Genomic DNA, 18,322 nt, shown 5'->3' with positions numbered 1-18,322 from the left:
AACTGCGAAAAGAGGAACTGACATCCTTTTTCATTTTAATGTATTTATTTTTCGTACCGAAAAATGAATCTGATTGTCATTGCGCATACCATTTTACTAACTTGCTAAAGCAAGAAGTGAAACTGGCAAACTGACATCCTTTTTCTTCTTAATGTATTTACCTTGCTGATAATAAGTCAGCAAAAACAACTTCTCTATTTCATTCGCAAGAAACCAAAACAACCTTTTCCAACTGACTATTTTTCCAATGCTAATAAAACGCCATCTACTTCTTCTAAAAATTCTTCTTCACCAAAACCGGTTAAAAAACCAATCGCATTTACTACTGGAATCCCATAGTCTCCATCAGGTAACGGACTTGTATACGTAATAAAATCAAACTTGCCGGTCTTCGCTAGTGATAATGCTTCGTTAGGATTTGCCTCTGTCGTATCGACGATATAGCCTTTTTCTTCCAACGTCTCTCTTAATTTTTCCGCCACCATTGACGATGTTACTGTTCCTGATCCGCAAACGGACAATACATTGTATCTTTTCATTACTGCTCCTCCTATTTCGTTTTATATTTATTTTTCGTACTGAAAAATAAGTTTGAGTTCCAAGCCGTCTATCATCCAACTCGTTCTTTCTTTAAACTTTGCATTCACTTTACGCGATTTCCAATTCCATTTTTGCTACGATGTTATACATCTCTTCGGTAGATGAAGCGCGTTCTAAACTTTTTAAGGTTTCAACGTCTTGAAAGAGCCCCATCAATTTGCTCAGCATTTTCACTTGACCATCTGGGTCTTCCACTGCCATTAAGATGACCAGCGACACACGGACTTTTTCTTCCGGATTGATCATCGAGTTAACCTCGATGGGTTCCGCCAAGGTAGCAATGGCTAAAGCTGATTCATACACATGCTCACGATCCGTGTGGGGAATCGCGATACCATAATCTCCCATCTGCAATCCTGTGGGAAAGCCCTTCTCTCTTTCTAATACCGCGGGAACATAGGTTGATTTGACATAGCCTAGTTCCTCCATTTTTTGCCCCAAGAACGTAATCATCTCTTCATAATCTTGCGGCTTCATTTTGCTAAAAAGCAATTTTCGTTTGATCACTCGATCCCTCCTGTTCTATTTTTTTGCTTCTTGCTTAATCAAAAGATAGCACGGAACCGCTTTCTTTCAAATTTCTTTTGAACTCATTTTTTACTGAACCTATTCCTGAATATTTGTATGACTTGCTGAAAACGTTGATTTCACAAGCCTTTGTTCTGGTACCTCATTGGTTAAATAGACTGACAATACAAAAAATCCCGCTCAGCAAATGAGCGGGAAAAAGCTTTACTACTTTTTGAAATCTCGAATGACCGTTAAAAGCGACTCCTTATCCTGCGCTTGATCTAGCTGCTGGATCACCTTAGGAGCACTAGCGATTTTTAGCAGCTGCATCATGGGTTGGATATGCATTTTTTTATCAATCGCAGAAATGACGACGACATAGCGATAGGTCTGCCCCTGACTAGTAAAGCCCTGCGGTATCTTAGCCAAGCACATTCCCAGTTCACGAGCGCCATTTTCAGGAACGGTATGCGGAATAACGATCTGGTTTCCTAGTACGATACTCGGAGTGACCTCAGGAAACTGTTCCTCGAGATGATTTAAATAGCTCGGCTCAACAATTTTACGGTCGATCAGATTCTGTGTTGCTGCTCGAAGGATCTCTAACCAGTTCAACTCATCCGGCAAAATGATAATACTCTCTTTTGTGATCAGGTCACTTAAATTTAATTTCGTCTCATTCGTCAAAATCTCCTGATCTTGGATTTGGAAAATCGAATTATACGAGATCATCAGCTCTTTACGAATCTTTCCTTCTACTTCGTCATTCATAGGCAGGTGTTTTTTTACGATCGACAAGATATGGTCTGGCTGTAATTTATAACTATCGATCTTATAGATCAACTGGATCACTTCATTGACGATCAAAGTTTTATTCATGGCTGACAGGTCATTTCCCACAACGATCACAGGCATCTCCGTCGTTAATGGATTCGTTGAAAAAATCAATTGGACATCTAAGCTGTCTTCCTTTTCATAAAATTCTCGGATCGAAAAGGAGCTGACGAAATGGATCATCGGAAACCAATTATCCAATGTATTTTCCAAGAGTTTTGAACTGATAATGCCATTAGGACAAACCACCGCAGCTTTGACGATCGTGTTCTCAAGATTAATAGGTTTTTCCTTTTGCATGTATGCGCCGATGAACATGGTGATCAAATATATTTCATCATTCGGAATCCGTTCTTCAAAAAAATCTTCCAAAGGAGCGATCGATGATTTCACAATAAAAAATAAAGGGTCCAATTGATTTTTTACAATATCGTTAAGTGTATAGTCAGAAGTCAGTCCGTAGCGAATCCGATAATACGCTGGTGTCAGATGCAACGCTAGATTCTCGATTAATTGCGCTTTATCATTCAGCTGAATGATCGTATTTTTCTCTAACATAGCGATAAACAGCTCGATATGCGTGCGCAAGGATTCTTTGTTGAGGGAAAAAATATTGCTTAGATCAGTAATTTTCAGTGAAAGAATATACAGGCAAAGATAAAGATGCTCGGTATAGGATTTCGGCAGCAGACCTTGTCCGGCCAATACTTTCACAATTGCGGCATACTCATTGGTATCCATGATCTCCTTGGCCAGCAAACCAAAACGTGGTTCGATGATGTGTTCATTTTTCACTCGTCGATCCAGCAAGACTAAAAAGTAAGGCGCCGTTTGGATTCGATTATCGGTGTATTGAACCTGCAGTTCTTCCTCCACCAAACGCAGCATTTCTCGTTGAGCTTCGATTTCAGTTGTCTGAATAGCTAAATACTTTTCAAAAATCAAGCGATTATAAATGGAATCCATCACTTGATCGGTCACCACCAGGATCAATCCGCGAATCGCTTCTTCATCTCCTCGGAAATAATACCCGTCTTTTCTAGAATAATCGATCGTCAGCTTGTGTCGCTTCAGTTGCTTCTTAAGCTTCTTGATATCCGAGACAATCGTATTTTTACTTACCTCTAAACTTTCTGAAAAATGGTATAGCGAAAGATAATCTGAAGAGAAAATCAATAATAAAATAACCAACAAACGATGATCCTCATCTAAAAAGCTATTTTCGTCTGCCTGCAGCTGACTTTCGCTATTCATGATTCCAGAAAAAGTATCGACCACTTTCGTATCGACTACAAAACTTCCATTGCGTGATCGGATGATCTTGCGGTAGTTATTTTCCTGCAGATAGTCATTTATTTTTTTCAAAGCATAGTCTAACTGATTGCGGGTAAGATCATATTTTTCCATGATTTCTTTGGAAGATATTTTCACTGTGGAAGCGACTGTCTGCAAAACCTGAACGCTTCGATTATCAAGATCCATTTACTTCCCTCCTGTCTGTATTTTTTCCTTTAGTCTAGCCTGAACAGAAAAAATAGTAAACGGTTTCTTTGTGAAATCATTTTAAAATAACGTTGATTTGATTTTTATTACCTCGTATGGCAGAGCTTCTTTTCTCCTATCGTCGAATGATGATAAGTTCATATCTTTCAACGTCTTCTGTCAGAATAGAAACATAATAAAAGCGCTAATAATTGGAGCGATTTTCTTTGTGAAAAATAATTCTCTAATACAAAGGCTTTTTCATTAGAAAGGCTTCGCGAACTCGCTCAGCTTTTGAGCAATAAGACCAAAATATTTCTAAATTGCTTCTCAAATTTCGAAATATTTTTGCTTATTGTCGATAAAGCTAGTTCGTGAAGCTGGACATCGTTAAAGTTACTGATTCAATGTTTTACTTGTGAAATTTTCATACTTTCTCTACAAGTCAAAAAAACTGCACCAGAAATTCTGGTACAGTTTTTCTTTGCGTGATTAAAATTCACCCGGATTGGACTCGATCATGACTTTGATCTCATTTCCTTCCATCACTTTATCGAAGGCTTCGCGCCATTCGGTCAATGGGTATTTTTTGGTGATCATTTCATCGATATTGATTGCCCCTTTGGCTAATAGATGGATTGCGATCGGCCAGTCATAAGGATTTTGTGAACGGCTGCCGATGTATTCGATCTCCCGTTGAATGATTGATTCGGTATCCAGATCCACCATCTTGTTAGCAAACAAGCCGACTTGAATGAATTGACCTTTTTTACGAATCAATGGCAGGCTAGCGTTGACCGCTGGCACAGCTCCCGATGCGTCATAGACTTTATCAACACCATAGCCGTCAGTAACTTCGTTAACGATTTTAGCCAAGTCTTCTTTCATCGTGTCCACGATGATATCCGCACCAAGCTTTTTCGCTAATTCCAAGCGATGTGCATCTTTTGTGATTCCGGTCATAATAACAAACGCCCCAATTTCTTTGGCGATTTGTAATAGGAATAAACCAATTGGCCCAGGGCCCATGATAATGATCGTATCTTTCAGTTCCAAGCGGCTCTTTTGATACATCGCATGCACACAGCAGGCTAATGGTTCACTCATCGCCGCGCCTTCATAACTCAAATGATCTGGCAGCAAATGAATGCTTTCTTCTCTCGCCAAAACGAAATTCGCCATTGAACCATTTTGCTGCGTCCCGATTCCCTTGCGATGCGGACACAAATTGTATTGTTTTTCTTTACAGTAATCACATTCGCCGCAGACATAAAAGGTCGTTTCACTGGTTACGCGGTCGCCAACCTTGACCTTTGTTACCTTATCACCAACTTCGACCACCTGTCCGGAAAATTCATGCCCCAGTACAACTGGTGTCGTTGGGTTTTTATATTCTCCTTTGAAGGTATGGATATCTGATCCGCAGATACCGGTATATGCGACCTTGATCAGTACCTTGTCATCTACTGCTTCAGGTACAGGTAAATCAATAAATTCCATTTGGTCATAGCCAGGTGCCTGTTTAGAAACACCCTTCATCATTTTACTCATTACTTTCGCTCTCCTTTTAGGAAAATAACACTTAATTTATTCGCTTTTTTTCTGCTATTATCAAAAATCAAAGACTACATTACTTGTGCGACTAATTCTGATAATTTGAAGAAGATCCATTTTAAGAAGTTCCCACCAGTATCTAAGTTCGTGATTTGAGCTGCTCCGTCAGGGAATTTTACGATTCCTTCGGCCATTTCAGTAATCACTGGTGCAAAGTTTGTCGCCATTAATAACGCTAATGCCATAACAACGGTCAAAGAAATAACCGAGTGTAAAATATTTCCTTTACGACTAGGTACAACCAACGCCGCGAAGAATGGGATCGTCGCTAAGTCACCGAAAGGCAATACGCGGTTCCCTGGTAAAATAACTGCCAAGAACAACGTGATCGGAACCATCAAAAGACCTGTTGATAGTGCGGCTGGCGAACCTGTCGCTAATGCCGCATCCATCCCTAGATAGATCTCGCGATCGCCATAACGGCTTTGCAGTAATTTTTGAGCCCCTTCTTGAATTGGGATCAATCCTTCCATCAGGATTTTTACCATCCGCGGCATTAAGAACATCACTCCGCCCATGTTCATCCCGATTTGCAGGATACCGATGAAATCATAACCACCTAGCAAACCAAGGAACATCCCGATGATGATCCCCATGATCATTGGTTCGCCGAAAATACCGAAACGTTTTTGGATCGTTTCTGGTTTTACATCTAATTTATTGATGCCTGGAATCTTATCTACTAACCAACCGATCGGCAATGCCAAAACAGCATACCCTTGCGCTGAACCGGTGGTGATACTGATTCCTTCAAGTCCGTAATATTCTTGAACCTTAGGGGCAGTTTTGTCTGCAATAATTTGGATAATAATCGTAAACAAAATCCCGCACAGGATGCCAAAGAAAAAACTTTTTGTTACAATATAACCAGTTGCTGCCACAGAACTAACATGCCAGTAGTTCCAGATATCGATATTCAGTGTTTTCGTTCGATTTAATGCCAGCATAATTAAATTCACGATTAAAATCACTGGAATCATCACAGCCGCGATTGGTTGCGCCCATGTCCCGGCTGAGACTGCTGGCCAGCCAGCATCAATGATCGTCAGATTCAACCCGAATCGTTCAACCATCGCTTGCGCCGCTGGACCAACGTTTGTAGTCAATACATTGATCACCAGATTGATACCGATCATCCCGATACCTACAGTTATCCCCGATATAATAGCTTTTTTTACTGGAACCCTAAAAATAATTCCAACAATGAAAATAATGATCGGCAGCATGACGCTTGCGCCAGCACCTAAAATACTCTGTACCACATTCATTAACCCATCCATTGATACAATCCTCCTAATTCGTTTAATATATTTATCTTTTTCCCTTGGAAAAAATAAACCTGATTCGCCTCATATGCGTCTCTCCGCTAAACTGCTGAATCCCAAAATGTTGAAGTAAAGCGGAAATGACACACATGAACTTAAAATTACTGAATCCCTTTAGCTGCCTCGATGATTTGATTTTCGACTTTTTCAGTTCCGATCCCTGTTAAGAAAGCCATAGCCGTGATTGCTGGAATTTTGTATTGCGTCGGCAGCATTGTAGTTGAGATCAACATATCGGCTTCATCTTGTTTTCCGGCTGCTTCAGCGATTTTGATTTGTGTGATTTCCACCGGCATCTCATTTCTAGCGAATAGATCCTCGACCTTTTTCATTACCACCGTTGATGTTGCGATTCCTGCTCCACATGCTACTAATACGCGAATTGTTTTCATAATTGTTTCTCTCCTTTTTCTTGCTGTTTTTTTATAGTTGATTTCTTTTGATCGTACTGATTAACTCATTTTCTGTTGTTGCTAGTAATAGTTCTGATAATACGGTTTCGTTTTGCAATAGCCCCATCAATGATTGCAGCATTTCTAACTGCGCATGGGGTTGGTTTAATCCCAAAACAAAAACAATTTGTGCTTTAACTTGCATACTATTGTCTTCCATACTGTAAAAAACGACGGGATCTTGCAGTGTGATCACAGCCACGAACTCTTCTAACACACATTCCGCATCTGTATGAGGAATCGCTGCTCCGAAGTTCATTAATTGAATGCCCGTTGGAAACGTTTCTTCTCGGCTCTTGATTCTTTCCAAGAAGTCCTCCCGCACCCAACCCAAATCTAAGGCTTTTTGTGCCACCTGCTCAAATACTTCTGTTTGGGAAGAACAATTATCTTGTGCAAAGACTAATGGTTCTTTCACATAGGAACTTAGTGTCGTTTTTGTCATTATTTCGCCCTCCAATACTCATCGTTGAACTGAATCAACGCCTCCCGAATTTCTTCTTTCGTTGCTGCTTTTTCTAATTGCGCCAGCTCATCTGCGCCTGCTAAACTCATCATTTCAAAAATCAAATCCAAGTGTTCTTCTTTATCGTTGGAGCCTAACAGAATGACGGTATGGATTTTTCTGCCATCCTCTGTAATAATGCCTTTTTTTACCAAGCCCAAGCTGATACCAACTCCGATCGCGCCTGCTTCCGCTACGGTATGGGGCAGCGCGATTTTATGACGTAAGACGGTATAGGCGGGCAAGATCGGCATCTCTTTTTTCAAGGCTTTGATATAGTCTGTCGTAATAACCTGCTGACGCTCTAGCGGACGGGCCAACGCGTCTAAAACCTCTGACCAGCTGACTTTGTCTTCAAAAATCTGGATCGTTTCATCTTTTAGCAGATCGATCAGATGAGGTCGCTTCTTCTCTAAAATGATGGATTCCTTAGGTGTAAACAAGCTGAGTAACTCTTCATAAAGACTGGTCTCATCTACAACCTGCGCATGTTTTTTCACTACCGCCAAGATTTTCTCCGGTGTGACGATCTCTGTCTGGATGATCGCCGTAGAGCGCAGCACGCGTTCTCTTAACTGCCGCTTTTCCTGATCCGATAAAAAGTTATTCACGACGAATACCTTCTTCTCGGTTTTTAACGGGACCGCTGAAAAAATAAAATCCACATCATAATCAGTTCGGTAAAATTCTCGAGCCGACATCGAAAGGACAAAATCAATTTCCGGTAGCAGATTTTTTAACGTATTTTCGAGCAAAGCCGCGATTGAAATCCCATTCGGACAAACGATGATTGCTCGTTTACGATTTTCCGGATGAACAATCTCCGTACTCTCTACGATATGACTGCCGATAAACAGCGAAATGAAAAACAATTCCGCATCCGGCACTGACTGACCGAAATATGTTTCTAATGGGCCGCTCGCTTCTTTGACCAAGTAAAACAGTGAAAACAGATTGGCATCCTTATTCTCTTGATAAAAGCGCGTTTGCAAATTCAAGTGATATTTGATCCGATAATACGCTGGACGCATATGCACCAGCAGCCGCTCCAATAATTTTTCCTTCTCCTCTAAATTGACTCCTGCGATGCGTTCAAAATTCGCAATCACCTTTTCCAAGGCTTCCTTCATCTTGTTGATCTCTTTTACCGATAAAATATCGCCGCGGGAAAGATTCGTCGTCAGCAGCAGCATTGTCACGTAAACACGTTCATTTTCGCTTAAGCCGTCAACATCCCAAATGACCCGATCCGCTGCCAAGTATTCCTTCGTATCCGCCAGTTCCCGATAATTCACCTTGAAGCTGTAAGAAATCAGCTTTCCTTTTTGCGCCCGCCTGATCATCAGAATGATCAATAATGGTAAGGTTCTTAGTCGTTCATCCGTGAATTGGACCTCCAATTCTTCTTCCACCAGCTCGACGCGTTTGCGAAAGGTTTCGATCTGCTGCGGATCAATATTGGCAAATTGGATGATGACATTGATTCCGTTATACATCACCGCTAGATTATTCAATAAATCAGACAGCACATTTCGCTTATTCCATTCATCGCCTTGGATGAAATACCCTTTTTGGCGAGTATACTTCAACGTTAGTTCATGCTGCTGAAGCTCTTGATCGACTTCCTTTAGATCTCGCAGCACCGTATTGCGGCTGACCTTCAACTCATCAATGAAATGATTCAATGATAGATACTCTTCTTTACTCAGTAACATCAATTCAATTATGGCTGCTCGTTCTTTACCGGAAAACACATAGCTTTCTGTCGGCTCCCCGAGCTGCTCATCACCACCCTTAAAATTTGAAAGAATCTCATTTGCAATTAGAAAGTGACCATTTTTTGTCCGTTTGATCTCACTCAACTTTTCGTCTACTAAAGAATCATTGATCTTTTTTAACGCGTAGTTCAATTGTCCTCGCGTCAAATCAAATTTCTCACACAATGCTTTACTAGCGATTTGCGGGTTGTTGACTAACTCAACAAAAATCTGATTCGTTCGTTCTTCTAAATTCATTGTCATCCCTCTTTACATCTTCAATTTAGATGAAAAACGCTTACATTTCCATCTTCTTTGTTACCCAATAATTCAGTGTTCTTTATGCAACTTGGTGCTAACAAATGCTTTTTTTCACAAAAAAAAATAAAGCAAAACAAGAAATCCCCAAACAATGGGGAAATCTCATCCTAGCGTTCCTGTTTTTAGCCACACATTATGCAACTTGGTACTCTTATTCTTCCTTCATTTTAGCAAGAGTCTCATTATTTGTCTGTTTTTTATGTAAGCTAGACTTTGCGGTTTTTGCCGCAAAAAAAGTCTGACAACCGATTCATCAGACTTTTCTTTACTATTTTCGCTTAAAAAATGCTACATGAGCTTATTCAACCGCAATTTTTATTTCATAAGGTTCAAGCTTAAAAAGCTCGACTAAAATATTGTTGACCTGTTCAAACAATTCCTCGTTGCTATCAAACCGCTGCTTTGTTTGAAGCCGCTGGTCGCCTGCTTGATAGATGATTTGATCGCCGAGATATTTCGGTTTGATTACCTGATTCCCTTTTTTCAAAACGATCTCTTCTTCACTGATACCGATCGGAATAGCCGTCTCGCGCCAGCCATTTTTTTGCGCGATCGTTTGAACAAGTGAAGGAACATCGAAGTTGTCCAACACTTCTGAACGCCGATCTTCAAAGTGAATCGTGAAGGTCTCCGTGTTTTGCAGGCCGCAGGCATTACAGCCGCCCTCAATTAAAAAAGCTTTGCTGGAAATGGCCGCTCTAGGCATGCTGCTCCCTCACTTCTTGATAAATTTTAGTTAAAGACTCGCCGTCTAAATCCGCAAACGTCGAAACCACAATATCCGCATAGGCCAAATCCTGCTTCGGAAACGCCGGATTGGCAAAGCCAACGCAGACCATCCCCGCGTTATGAACAGCACCCGCGCCATTTTTCGTATCCTCAATGCCTAAGCAATTTTCAGGCTTTACACCTATTCGCTCCGCCGCTGCTAAGTAAACATCCGGTGCAGGCTTTGAGTGCTTCACTTCTTCGGTACTAACAACTTCTGAAAAATACTCAGACAAGCCGATTTCTGCCAGATTTACTTTGATTTCTGCCAAGGAAGAAGAGGATGCCACAGCTAGTTTCAGACCAGCATCAGACAGTCTTTTCACAAATTCTTGAACATGAGGAATCACTCTGATCCCATCTTGTTTGATCATCGCTTGACGCAATGCGGTCATTTGCTGAACATAATCCGAGACAGATAAAGGCAGTGAAAATTCTTGCTTCATTTGCTCCCACATATACTCACTGGTCGTCCCCATAAATTGAAAATGATAGCTCTCTTCTACCTCATGACCAGCTTCTTTTAAAATCTGTGATTTGCTTTGGAAGTATGTATATTCCGAATCCACTAATACGCCGTCCATATCGAAAATAATCGCCTCTAACATAGAACTCCTCCTTAATTTCACCATAAACATTCATCAAATAGTTTAACATACGAGATTCATTAAGTGGATTGATTATTTGGGACATGATCTATTCAGCGATTCAATAGCGGAGCAAATTTGAAGTCAATTCGATGATTTAATAAAACTCTTAATTGTATTACAAGCCGAAGCTTTTCGCAAATCGCAATTTGGCTCTTACCCCCCTCAATTTGGCAGCTTTTTTGCCAAAATCGGCCATTTTCGCCCCAAAAGCTGCCAAATTGGGGGGTGCTGCTGCCAAATTCGAATTCGCATTCTTTTTTGAAATCATTTATCTTTTAGTCACCGGCCGGAACAAAAGGAAATATGGAGGAAAAAGTATGATTCAAAAACTTAGCAGCAAATTAAAAGTACAGATCGACACGCCCAATGAGGAAAAGTTACAGAATATCAATTTTCAACATGTCGTTGATGAACCAGATGAACATGCGGTATTGACGCTCGGCGAGATCATGACCACCTTGTCACCAGAAGGAAGTGCTCTGGATGGTGTCGTGTTGACCAGTCAAAAGCGTTATACGAAGTAAATGATTGAGGAGTTATCCGACGAAAAAAAAGTTCTCACTCTCTCTCATCGTTGGATAATTCCTGAAAAAAGGAGGAAAACAGATGTTAAAACTAGTCGCAAATTTTAAAACCAGTGGAGGAAACAGTCAAACTTGGAGCCTTTCAAATCCAGATACGACCAATACGCCTGCGGAACTTAAAGGGCTATTGGATCAAATTGGTCCACTAGAGTTATTCAATAAAGATGGCAATAATCTCTACGACACCGCAGAAAGTGCGAGTTTCGTGGAAATCAATGAAACGATTCTTTTTTAATCGTTGAAGCTTTAGAGGGCGGTGAACATCTGCCGCCCTTATTTATACATAAATCCTAGGATTGATTTATCCCAGAAGACTTGCGCAAGCTTCTGAAACCATTTAAAAAGGAGAACATACTATGAACGAACAACCATTCACATCCAAACAACTATTTAGCTTAAAGAAAAACACCCTTGAAAAACGCATTGACTCGTACTACAGAATCTCTGGCGATGCCGACAGCACCGTGCAATACCTGATGGCACTCAATATCCGCGAACGCCTAGGAGATGGCGAGTTTCATTTAATCTTAAAAGAACTGGTGCAGCACCTATTCTCTCAACGAAAAGTCACCAAGATCATCAAAAAATTCTTTTTCTATTTCAAACATTATTTCACTTCAAAGGAATGGAAATACTTGAATCTGCGGGTCTTCCCTGTCCGCCAATACGCCGAAAAAGCAATCAACGCTGTGCGAAACCGCTTCTCTATCAGTAATATATTTGGCGCTCAAGAAGCGCAAGTTGAATAATCATAAGAAAGGAATGAAAAAAATGTACGCTGTAAAAACGATCCAAACCAAAAAATTAGTCTCCACTTTTTATAAAAGCAACGGCAAGAAACAGAATCTAACCGTCAAAAATCCGACAGTCGAAAAATCGGCCGAAGAAATTCGCGAAGCTTTGGAGTCATTGACAACCTTGGATATTTTTGAAGAAGAAGATGGTGTGAAAACTTTTGCCGAAGTCGATACTTGCAAATACGTTGAAACCACTAAATATATTCAGTTTGATCCAGAGCATCCAGTCGAAGCCATTGAGCTACCAGTTGCACCGAAGTCCATTGAAGTCCCTACTGCCAATTATTCAAAACCGAAATACGAGAAATTCGTCGATTTAGCTTGTCCGCCTGCCTTAGAGAAATTGTCGCAGAAGGACTTAGAACCAAAAGTTTCAGCAGTAGAATTACCAGAAGTAACACCAAGTATGAGTGAACCTGCCCCGTTAGAATCACCGATATATTCGGATACGGAGGAAGCCCCACCTTCACAATCATCGAATAAACACGAGGGAATTCTTAAACGAAAGCTCTCGCGACTCTGGGGTAGAAAAGGCAAAAACAAAGATGATTCTTCATGAAGGTCTTCAAAAAATAAATAACCAGTAGCTCACTCAAGTCATCGGCGACCTCTCATTCCGGAAAAGGAGGTCGGTGACTACTGCAAGAAAAAACACCTGCGATTATGTAAATCGCCGATGCTGATTTCTATACTATAGAGTCTTTTCAATTGCTTTTTCTGGAATAAACCACATCAATAAAATTAGAACATTAACGATCAATACCGCGATCGGCGCAATCAATTTTCCTAGAAGCAACGCCACAATCGCTAAACCAATCGATAAATACAATTTGGGATAGTGCCTGAATAATTGCCCGATCGTAGAGTCTTTTCCGTTTGCTCGTACCAATGCTCTAACTAACAAATAATAGGCAAAGTCTGTTCCTAACGCCACCAGACCATACAACGCTTGCGGCGCCCAAGAAAAAGGATAATCCCCCACCCAAGCTGTGACATAGGGAAATAGGGTCATCATTAAAATCAGAAAATTATTGGCCCACAAGACCCAGCCGTCTACCTTTCGCACTAACTGAAAGAGATGATGATGGTTGTTCCAATAAATCGCTAAGTTTACAAAACTAATCAAATAGACGATAAACTTATGCTCCATATGTAAAAATGCTGACCAGGTTGGGCCGTTTGGTTCATGTAATTCTAAAACTAATAAGGTCATAATAATCGCGATAACCGCATCTGTGAAAGCTTCAATTCGAGACTTTGGCATTTTTCTACTCCTAACCGATAAAAATACTAATAATAAATAAGCTTATTTGCTGTGTCTATTAAACAAAACAATATCTAAAATATCAAGAATAATGTCAGGCTCTTTCATAAAAGTTTTTCCATTGTTATTTTAATTTCTATCGCACGGCTAGTCCTCTGTTTGTTTCCGCAGCAAAATACCAGCTAAGCCTAATTTCCTCAATAAATACGTCTTAAGTTGGACGTAAGTAAGAAAATATTTTGCTAAACTAGGTTTAAGTTAAAACAAACGGAAAGAAGGAATTTAAAATGATGAAAGAATATCCTATGGTTGTACGAATTTTAGCTGTTGTCGGCTTTTTCTTAGTTGCTAGTTTGATTTTGAGTATTGTTGGCCCGATCCTATCAGGCTTGATTGGCTTATTCTTTAGAATCGCGATTCCATTGGCAATTGCTTACTTCTTAGTCAACTGGTTGACGAAACGTCGCGGACGGACATATTAAAAAAAGCGAAAAAACGTCGAAAGCTGAGCTTTCGACGTTTTTTTATCTAATTTGGAATGTGGATCGCACGTTTATCAGCAGCTAAGACAGCTTCGCGAAAAATTTCACTAACTGTTGGGTGCGGATGGATCGTTTCAATGACATCTTCCATCGTTGCTTTTTTCTGGAGCAAAGCAGTGGCTTCTGCGATCATATCTGTCGCTCGATCACACAATAGGTGAACACCGATTAATTCTTGCGTATCAGAACGGATCAAGACTTTAGCAAAGCCATAGGTCTGTCCCATCACTAGGGCTTTCCCGCTGGCTTTCAAAGGAAATTTTCCAACGACAAAGGGAATTTCTGCAGCTTTTGCTTGTTCTTCTGTTAAGCCAACGCTCGCAAATTCTGGATCGGAGTACACACACCCAGGTACCACACTGCCATCAAAATCCTTCAATGCGCCTAAAGCATTTTCTGCCGCGACCTCACCTTGTGCGGACGCATAATGTGCCAATAAAATTTCTCCCACACAATCACCGATCGCATAAACGTTTGACTGGCTCGTTTGAAGTTTTGCATCAATCATGATGCTTCCACGCTCTGTTTGAATCTTCGTATTCTCTAAGCCTAGACCTTCCACGAAGCTGCGGCGACCAACAGCTACCAACAGTTTTTCACCTGTAATGGTTTCTTCTCCTAAAAAAACTGTCAATGTATCGTCTTTTTGCTTAACAGCTTCTACTCGTTTACCTAGAAGAAAACGTACGCCTTCTTTCATCATTTTTTTTCGCAGCAATGCAGCCAGCTCTTGATCCATCGCTAGTAAAATTTCTTTCTGCTCTTCAATAATCGTGACTTGGCTGCCAAAACGCTGATAGATCGAAGCAAATTCAATCCCGATCACGCCGCCGCCAATGATGATCAACTCATTAGGCAGTTCTTCTAAAGACAGCACATCACTGGAATCCAGCCACGGAACTTGCTCCAAGCCCTTAATTGGCGGAATCGCTGGTTTTGATCCTGTCGCTAAGATGATTTTATCCGGCTTTAATTGTAATCTATCCGATTCAGACGTTACCGTTAATGTCTCCTGATCCAGAAAACGAGCAGTTCCTCTGATTACTTCGATTTGATTGCTTTTCATCAATCCTTCGACACCTTTGACCAGCTGCTTAACAACTTGATCTTTGCGCTTTAAAACCGCTGACCAATCGACTGACTCCACCGATAGGTCGATACCGAATTTTTTGCCATTTTTTGCCTGAGCTAAGATATCTGCTGAATGCAATAATGACTTCGTAGGAATGCAGCCTACATTCAGACAGGTCCCGCCGATTTTTTCTTTTTCTACTACTATGACTTTTGCACCGAGCTGGGCGGCACGAATCGCAGCCACATAGCCGCCTGGTCCCCCGCCAACAACAACGATCTGTTTTTCCAAAGTCATTCCTCCCTTACTCTTTGGGCATTTTTTCCATTGGGTGTTCTAATAAATCGCAGAGATAAGTCATAAATCGTGCTCCGAGTGCCCCGTCCGCCACTCGATGATCCAGCGTCAGCACTGGTTTCATCACCGAAGCAGCAACGATTTGGTCCTCATCGTTGACGATCGCCGTCTTGGTGATTTTTCCGATTGCTAAAATTCCGATCTGGGGCGCATTCACGATCGAGGAAAACTGCTCTACGTTAAACATACCGAGATTGCTGATTGTAAAGGTTCCTCCAGCAAGTTCTTCCATTGAAAATTTTCCTGTTTTGCTTTGCTCTTTGATTTTTTCCAAATCAGACTGTATTGTTGCCAACTTTTTTTCTGGCACCTTGGAAATTACCGGTACTAAAAGACCCCGCTTGGTATCGCTGGCAATCCCGATCGATACCTCAGCCGGCTCTTTAACAAGTTCTCCATCATACTGTTGATTGACTGCGGGATATGCCTGCAACGTCATCGCGACCGCTTTTGCGATGATGGCGGTATAAGACACCTTGGTCGCCAGCTCTTTTCGATACTGAATCAACTCGTCACAGCAAATCGTTGTACTTAATTGAAATTGGGGGACATCTGTCCAGCTGCGGATCATTTGTTTCGCCATCGCTTTTTTGATCCCGCTGAGTTTTTTCCCTTCGCTACTCATCGACTTCGACCCACGCGATCACTTCACCGATATCGACCGTCGCATCCTCTTCCTCAACAATTTCTGTCAACGTTCCATCAAGTGCAGATTCCACGTCTGTCGTGGCTTTATCCGTTTCGATCTCTAATAAAATCTCACCCTTTTTAACAGGATCGCCTACTTTTTTGTACCACGTAAGGATCGTTCCTTCATCCATATCCAACCCGATTTTTGGCATAATTACTTCTTTTTTCACTAGCCTTCTCCTCCTTTTAACGTTACCTTCACTGCTTCGATCACCTGTGTCTCATCCGGTACATAGGCCATTTCGAGATTTCTGGCAAAAGGAACCGGAACATCTGGTGCCGTCACTCGTAAAATTGGTCTCTTCAAGCTTGCAAACGCAAACTCTTGGATCTGTGTGGCGATCTCTCCGCCAAAGCCTGATTTTTTGACTGCTTCATGAACGATCACCGCATGCCCCGTCTTTTTAACGGATTGCAGGATCGGCGCCATATCTAAAGGCTCGATACTTTTGACATCAATAACTTCAGCACTAATACCTTCTTCTTGTAATTTCTTGGCTGCTTTTAACGCAACATTGACCATCGCAGAATAAGCAATAATCGTGATGTCTTCTCCCGCCTGTTTCACTTCACTTTCGTAACCCACTTCATAAGGTTCTTCCGGCACTTCTGTTTTTAATTTGTATAACGCTTTATGCTCTACAAAAACGACCGGATTATTATCCCGAATTGCTCGTAACAGCAGCCCTTTCGCATCATAAGCATTCGACGGCATGACCACTCGAATTCCCGGCACATGTGCTAAAATATTTTCCAGCGATTGGGAGTGCTGCGCACCATTACCTAAGCCCGCACCGCATTGCGTTCGAATAACTAATGGGATACTGACTCCGCCGCCATACATATACCGCATCTTAGCAGCCTGATTCAAAATTTGGTCAAAACAAACACCGATAAAATCCATGTACGAGAGTTCTACCACAGGTCTTCTGCCGATCATCGCAGCTCCGATCCCAGCACCTACAATGGCTACTTCAGAAATGGGGGTATCTCTGACTCGTTCTGGTCCAAAATTATCTAGCAAATCATAGCTGCAGCGTAATTGTCCCCCGTAAACGGCAATATCCTCACCAATCGTAAATATATTTTCATCACTGTTAAAGGCAATGTGCAACGCTTCGTTTACTGCCTGCCGCATTGAAAGTTTTCGCATATTCATCCTCCTTCTACTTTATCCTGTTGAACATTCTATGCTTTTGAAAAAGCTTGCCATTCAATCTCTTCAAAGGTCGGATCGTACAAATCATTCAGCATATCTTCAATCATTGGCTCTGGGTCTTGCTTCGCTTGCTCCGAAGCCGCTAAGACGCGCTGTGCCTCTTCTTTTTTGATCGCATCTAATTGTTCTTGCTCAATAGCATAGTCTTCTCTCAAAAGAGTTTCGCAATACAGAATCGGATCTTTCGCTTTCCATTTTTCCACTTCTTCTCGCGAACGATAATTTTCATTGTCGCCAAAATAATGTCCGGCCATCCGGAAGGTATCCATCTCTAACAGTACTGGACCATTTCCTGCCAACGCATATTCTTTCGCTTCCGCAAAGGTGTGGTAAACGTCCACGATGTTATTCCCATTAACCGTCAGACCTTTAATCCCATACGCAACAGCGCGATCTGCAATGTGTTCGATATTCATTGATTTAGCAGTAGATGTCGAGATACCGTACTTATTATTCTCGCAGATGAAAATGACTGGCAACTTCCAGATTGAAGCCATATTCAAGGCCTCATGGAATGATCCCTCATTTGAAGCACCATCACCAAAAAAAGAAACCGCTACGTGCTTTTCTTTTGCTACCTGCAGACCTAGGCCCGCACCCATCGCCATCGGAATACCGCCGCCAACGATTCCATTGGCACCAAGATTTCCCGTTTTCATATCAGCGATATGCATTGAACCGCCCTTGCCTTTACAATAGCCTGTTTCTCGTCCCATCAATTCAGCAAACATCCGGCGCAAATCAGCACCTTTGGCAATACAATGTCCGTGTCCGCGATGAGTAGAAGTAATATAATCGTCATTGCTTAAATGAACACAAACACCTGTAGCAATCGCTTCTTCTCCGTTATAGGTATGGACCGCCGCCCGTGTGATATTTGCTTTGGCTAATTCGATCGCTTCTGCTTCAAACTCGCGAATGCGAATCATTATCCGATACATATCTAGCATTGTTGCTTTTGAAATCGTCGTTTCCAAAA

At 41.4% G+C, this 18,322-nt stretch carries 21 protein-coding genes; 5 read left to right on the top strand and 16 right to left on the bottom strand.

What is annotated here, in order from left to right:
* Nucleotides 1-236: 236 nt before the first annotated feature.
* From FFR60_RS06815 to FFR60_RS06770, 10 genes are all read right to left on the bottom strand, one after another.
* On the bottom strand, nucleotides 237-539 hold the full coding sequence (locus FFR60_RS06815; RefSeq protein WP_137663560.1) for a PTS sugar transporter subunit IIB: 303 nt from the start codon (nucleotides 537-539) through the stop codon (nucleotides 237-239).
* Between the two features lie 109 nt (nucleotides 540-648).
* On the bottom strand, nucleotides 649-1,107 hold the full coding sequence (locus FFR60_RS06810) for a PTS sugar transporter subunit IIA (protein WP_137663559.1): 459 nt from the start codon (nucleotides 1,105-1,107) through the stop codon (nucleotides 649-651).
* A 228-nt stretch (nucleotides 1,108-1,335) separates the two neighbouring features.
* The gene (locus tag FFR60_RS06805; protein WP_137663558.1) at nucleotides 1,336-3,426 is read right to left on the bottom strand and encodes a BglG family transcription antiterminator; all 2,091 of its coding nucleotides are present in this window, start codon (nucleotides 3,424-3,426) and stop codon (nucleotides 1,336-1,338) included.
* A gap of 492 nt (nucleotides 3,427-3,918) precedes the next feature.
* A complete protein-coding gene (locus tag FFR60_RS06800; RefSeq protein ID WP_137663557.1) occupies nucleotides 3,919-4,977 on the bottom strand; it encodes a zinc-binding dehydrogenase in 1,059 nt (352 codons plus the stop codon).
* Between the two features lie 74 nt (nucleotides 4,978-5,051).
* Complete coding sequence (locus FFR60_RS06795) at nucleotides 5,052-6,320, bottom strand: PTS galactitol transporter subunit IIC (protein WP_088934026.1); 1,269 nt, start codon at nucleotides 6,318-6,320, stop codon at nucleotides 5,052-5,054.
* A gap of 146 nt (nucleotides 6,321-6,466) precedes the next feature.
* Nucleotides 6,467-6,757, bottom strand: a complete 291-nt coding sequence (locus FFR60_RS06790; RefSeq protein ID WP_088934025.1) for a PTS sugar transporter subunit IIB — start codon at nucleotides 6,755-6,757, stop codon at nucleotides 6,467-6,469.
* 31 nt (nucleotides 6,758-6,788) lie between these two features.
* Nucleotides 6,789-7,262: a PTS sugar transporter subunit IIA gene (locus FFR60_RS06785; RefSeq protein WP_137663556.1), complete on the bottom strand. Its 474-nt coding sequence runs from the start codon at nucleotides 7,260-7,262 to the stop codon at nucleotides 6,789-6,791.
* A complete protein-coding gene (locus FFR60_RS06780; RefSeq protein ID WP_137663555.1) occupies nucleotides 7,262-9,337 on the bottom strand; it encodes a BglG family transcription antiterminator in 2,076 nt (691 codons plus the stop codon). Before FFR60_RS06780 ends, FFR60_RS06785 begins: the two co-directional genes overlap by 1 nt.
* 361 nt (nucleotides 9,338-9,698) lie before the next feature.
* Entirely contained in the window at nucleotides 9,699-10,106 is a 408-nt protein-coding gene (locus FFR60_RS06775) for a DUF4809 family protein (protein WP_137663554.1), read from the bottom strand.
* On the bottom strand, nucleotides 10,099-10,776 hold the full coding sequence (locus tag FFR60_RS06770; RefSeq protein ID WP_137663553.1) for an HAD family hydrolase: 678 nt from the start codon (nucleotides 10,774-10,776) through the stop codon (nucleotides 10,099-10,101). Before FFR60_RS06770 ends, FFR60_RS06775 begins: the two co-directional genes overlap by 8 nt.
* Before the next feature lie 359 nt (nucleotides 10,777-11,135).
* Between FFR60_RS06770 and FFR60_RS06765 the strand changes: the two genes are divergently transcribed.
* From FFR60_RS06765 to FFR60_RS06750, 4 genes are all read left to right on the top strand, one after another.
* The gene (locus tag FFR60_RS06765; RefSeq protein WP_137663552.1) at nucleotides 11,136-11,342 is read left to right on the top strand and encodes a hypothetical protein; all 207 of its coding nucleotides are present in this window, start codon (nucleotides 11,136-11,138) and stop codon (nucleotides 11,340-11,342) included.
* An 82-nt stretch (nucleotides 11,343-11,424) separates the two neighbouring features.
* Nucleotides 11,425-11,637, top strand: a complete 213-nt coding sequence (locus FFR60_RS06760; protein ID WP_137663551.1) for a DUF2922 family protein — start codon at nucleotides 11,425-11,427, stop codon at nucleotides 11,635-11,637.
* A 121-nt stretch (nucleotides 11,638-11,758) separates the two neighbouring features.
* Entirely contained in the window at nucleotides 11,759-12,151 is a 393-nt protein-coding gene (locus FFR60_RS06755; protein WP_137663550.1) for a hypothetical protein, read from the top strand.
* Between the two features lie 22 nt (nucleotides 12,152-12,173).
* Nucleotides 12,174-12,758, top strand: a complete 585-nt coding sequence (locus FFR60_RS06750; RefSeq protein WP_171004885.1) for a DUF2922 domain-containing protein — start codon at nucleotides 12,174-12,176, stop codon at nucleotides 12,756-12,758.
* A 132-nt stretch (nucleotides 12,759-12,890) separates the two neighbouring features.
* Here FFR60_RS06750 and FFR60_RS06745 read toward each other — a convergent pair whose 3' ends face one another.
* Complete coding sequence (locus FFR60_RS06745; RefSeq protein ID WP_088934016.1) at nucleotides 12,891-13,463, bottom strand: TMEM175 family protein; 573 nt, start codon at nucleotides 13,461-13,463, stop codon at nucleotides 12,891-12,893.
* Nucleotides 13,464-13,750: 287 nt separating this feature from the next.
* Between FFR60_RS06745 and FFR60_RS06740 the strand changes: the two genes are divergently transcribed.
* Nucleotides 13,751-13,945 (top strand): hypothetical protein, encoded by a 195-nt coding sequence (locus FFR60_RS06740; protein ID WP_010747399.1) that lies wholly within the window; start codon nucleotides 13,751-13,753, stop codon nucleotides 13,943-13,945.
* Nucleotides 13,946-13,991: 46 nt separating this feature from the next.
* Here FFR60_RS06740 and lpdA read toward each other — a convergent pair whose 3' ends face one another.
* Genes lpdA through FFR60_RS06715 form a run of 5 tightly spaced genes read right to left on the bottom strand, consistent with a single transcriptional unit; the run spans nucleotide 13,992 to nucleotide 18,320 of the window.
* The gene (gene lpdA / locus FFR60_RS06735) at nucleotides 13,992-15,374 is read right to left on the bottom strand and encodes a dihydrolipoyl dehydrogenase (RefSeq protein WP_249354964.1); all 1,383 of its coding nucleotides are present in this window, start codon (nucleotides 15,372-15,374) and stop codon (nucleotides 13,992-13,994) included.
* Between the two features lie 7 nt (nucleotides 15,375-15,381).
* Nucleotides 15,382-16,059, bottom strand: a complete 678-nt coding sequence (locus FFR60_RS06730) for a 2-oxo acid dehydrogenase subunit E2 (protein WP_137663547.1) — start codon at nucleotides 16,057-16,059, stop codon at nucleotides 15,382-15,384.
* Nucleotides 16,052-16,294, bottom strand: a complete 243-nt coding sequence (locus FFR60_RS06725; protein WP_137663546.1) for a biotin/lipoyl-containing protein — start codon at nucleotides 16,292-16,294, stop codon at nucleotides 16,052-16,054. The genes FFR60_RS06730 and FFR60_RS06725 overlap by 8 nt, the downstream gene beginning before the upstream one ends.
* The gene (locus FFR60_RS06720) at nucleotides 16,294-17,277 is read right to left on the bottom strand and encodes an alpha-ketoacid dehydrogenase subunit beta (RefSeq protein ID WP_137663545.1); all 984 of its coding nucleotides are present in this window, start codon (nucleotides 17,275-17,277) and stop codon (nucleotides 16,294-16,296) included. The genes FFR60_RS06725 and FFR60_RS06720 overlap by 1 nt, the downstream gene beginning before the upstream one ends.
* Nucleotides 17,278-17,312: 35 nt before the next feature.
* Nucleotides 17,313-18,320 carry a thiamine pyrophosphate-dependent dehydrogenase E1 component subunit alpha gene (locus tag FFR60_RS06715; RefSeq protein ID WP_206920914.1) on the bottom strand — a complete coding sequence of 336 codons (1,008 nt, stop codon included), beginning with the start codon at nucleotides 18,318-18,320 and terminating at the stop codon, nucleotides 17,313-17,315.
* Nucleotides 18,321-18,322: the final 2 nt, after the last annotated feature.

Origin of the sequence: Enterococcus hulanensis, assembly GCF_005405485.1 — a bacterium.
In the GTDB taxonomy this organism is placed as follows: Bacteria; Bacillota; Bacilli; order Lactobacillales; family Enterococcaceae; genus Enterococcus_A; species Enterococcus_A hulanensis.
The sequence above is the reverse complement of the archived record's forward strand: the minus strand, read 5'-3'. Positions and strand labels throughout refer to the sequence as shown.

Bases quoted from the DNA above. Each gene is read 5' to 3' on its own strand.
- lpdA (WP_249354964.1), bottom strand. From the start codon at position 15,374: ATGACTTTGGAAAAACAGATCGTTGTTGTTGGCGGGGGACCAGGCGGC.
- FFR60_RS06730 (WP_137663547.1), bottom strand. From the start codon at position 16,059: ATGAGTAGCGAAGGGAAAAAACTCAGCGGGATCAAAAAAGCGATGGCG.
- FFR60_RS06790 (WP_088934025.1), bottom strand. From the start codon at position 6,757: ATGAAAACAATTCGCGTATTAGTAGCATGTGGAGCAGGAATCGCAACA.
- FFR60_RS06765 (WP_137663552.1), top strand. From the start codon at position 11,136: ATGATTCAAAAACTTAGCAGCAAATTAAAAGTACAGATCGACACGCCC.
- FFR60_RS06740 (WP_010747399.1), top strand. From the start codon at position 13,751: ATGATGAAAGAATATCCTATGGTTGTACGAATTTTAGCTGTTGTCGGC.
- FFR60_RS06750 (WP_171004885.1), top strand. From the start codon at position 12,174: ATGTACGCTGTAAAAACGATCCAAACCAAAAAATTAGTCTCCACTTTT.
- FFR60_RS06770 (WP_137663553.1), bottom strand. From the start codon at position 10,776: ATGTTAGAGGCGATTATTTTCGATATGGACGGCGTATTAGTGGATTCG.
- FFR60_RS06815 (WP_137663560.1), bottom strand. From the start codon at position 539: ATGAAAAGATACAATGTATTGTCCGTTTGCGGATCAGGAACAGTAACA.
- FFR60_RS06720 (WP_137663545.1), bottom strand. From the start codon at position 17,277: ATGCGAAAACTTTCAATGCGGCAGGCAGTAAACGAAGCGTTGCACATT.
- FFR60_RS06795 (WP_088934026.1), bottom strand. From the start codon at position 6,320: ATGGATGGGTTAATGAATGTGGTACAGAGTATTTTAGGTGCTGGCGCA.
- FFR60_RS06800 (WP_137663557.1), bottom strand. From the start codon at position 4,977: ATGAGTAAAATGATGAAGGGTGTTTCTAAACAGGCACCTGGCTATGAC.
- FFR60_RS06755 (WP_137663550.1), top strand. From the start codon at position 11,759: ATGAACGAACAACCATTCACATCCAAACAACTATTTAGCTTAAAGAAA.
- FFR60_RS06780 (WP_137663555.1), bottom strand. From the start codon at position 9,337: ATGAATTTAGAAGAACGAACGAATCAGATTTTTGTTGAGTTAGTCAAC.
- FFR60_RS06760 (WP_137663551.1), top strand. From the start codon at position 11,425: ATGTTAAAACTAGTCGCAAATTTTAAAACCAGTGGAGGAAACAGTCAA.
- FFR60_RS06745 (WP_088934016.1), bottom strand. From the start codon at position 13,463: ATGCCAAAGTCTCGAATTGAAGCTTTCACAGATGCGGTTATCGCGATT.
- FFR60_RS06785 (WP_137663556.1), bottom strand. From the start codon at position 7,262: ATGACAAAAACGACACTAAGTTCCTATGTGAAAGAACCATTAGTCTTT.
- FFR60_RS06805 (WP_137663558.1), bottom strand. From the start codon at position 3,426: ATGGATCTTGATAATCGAAGCGTTCAGGTTTTGCAGACAGTCGCTTCC.
- FFR60_RS06775 (WP_137663554.1), bottom strand. From the start codon at position 10,106: ATGCCTAGAGCGGCCATTTCCAGCAAAGCTTTTTTAATTGAGGGCGGC.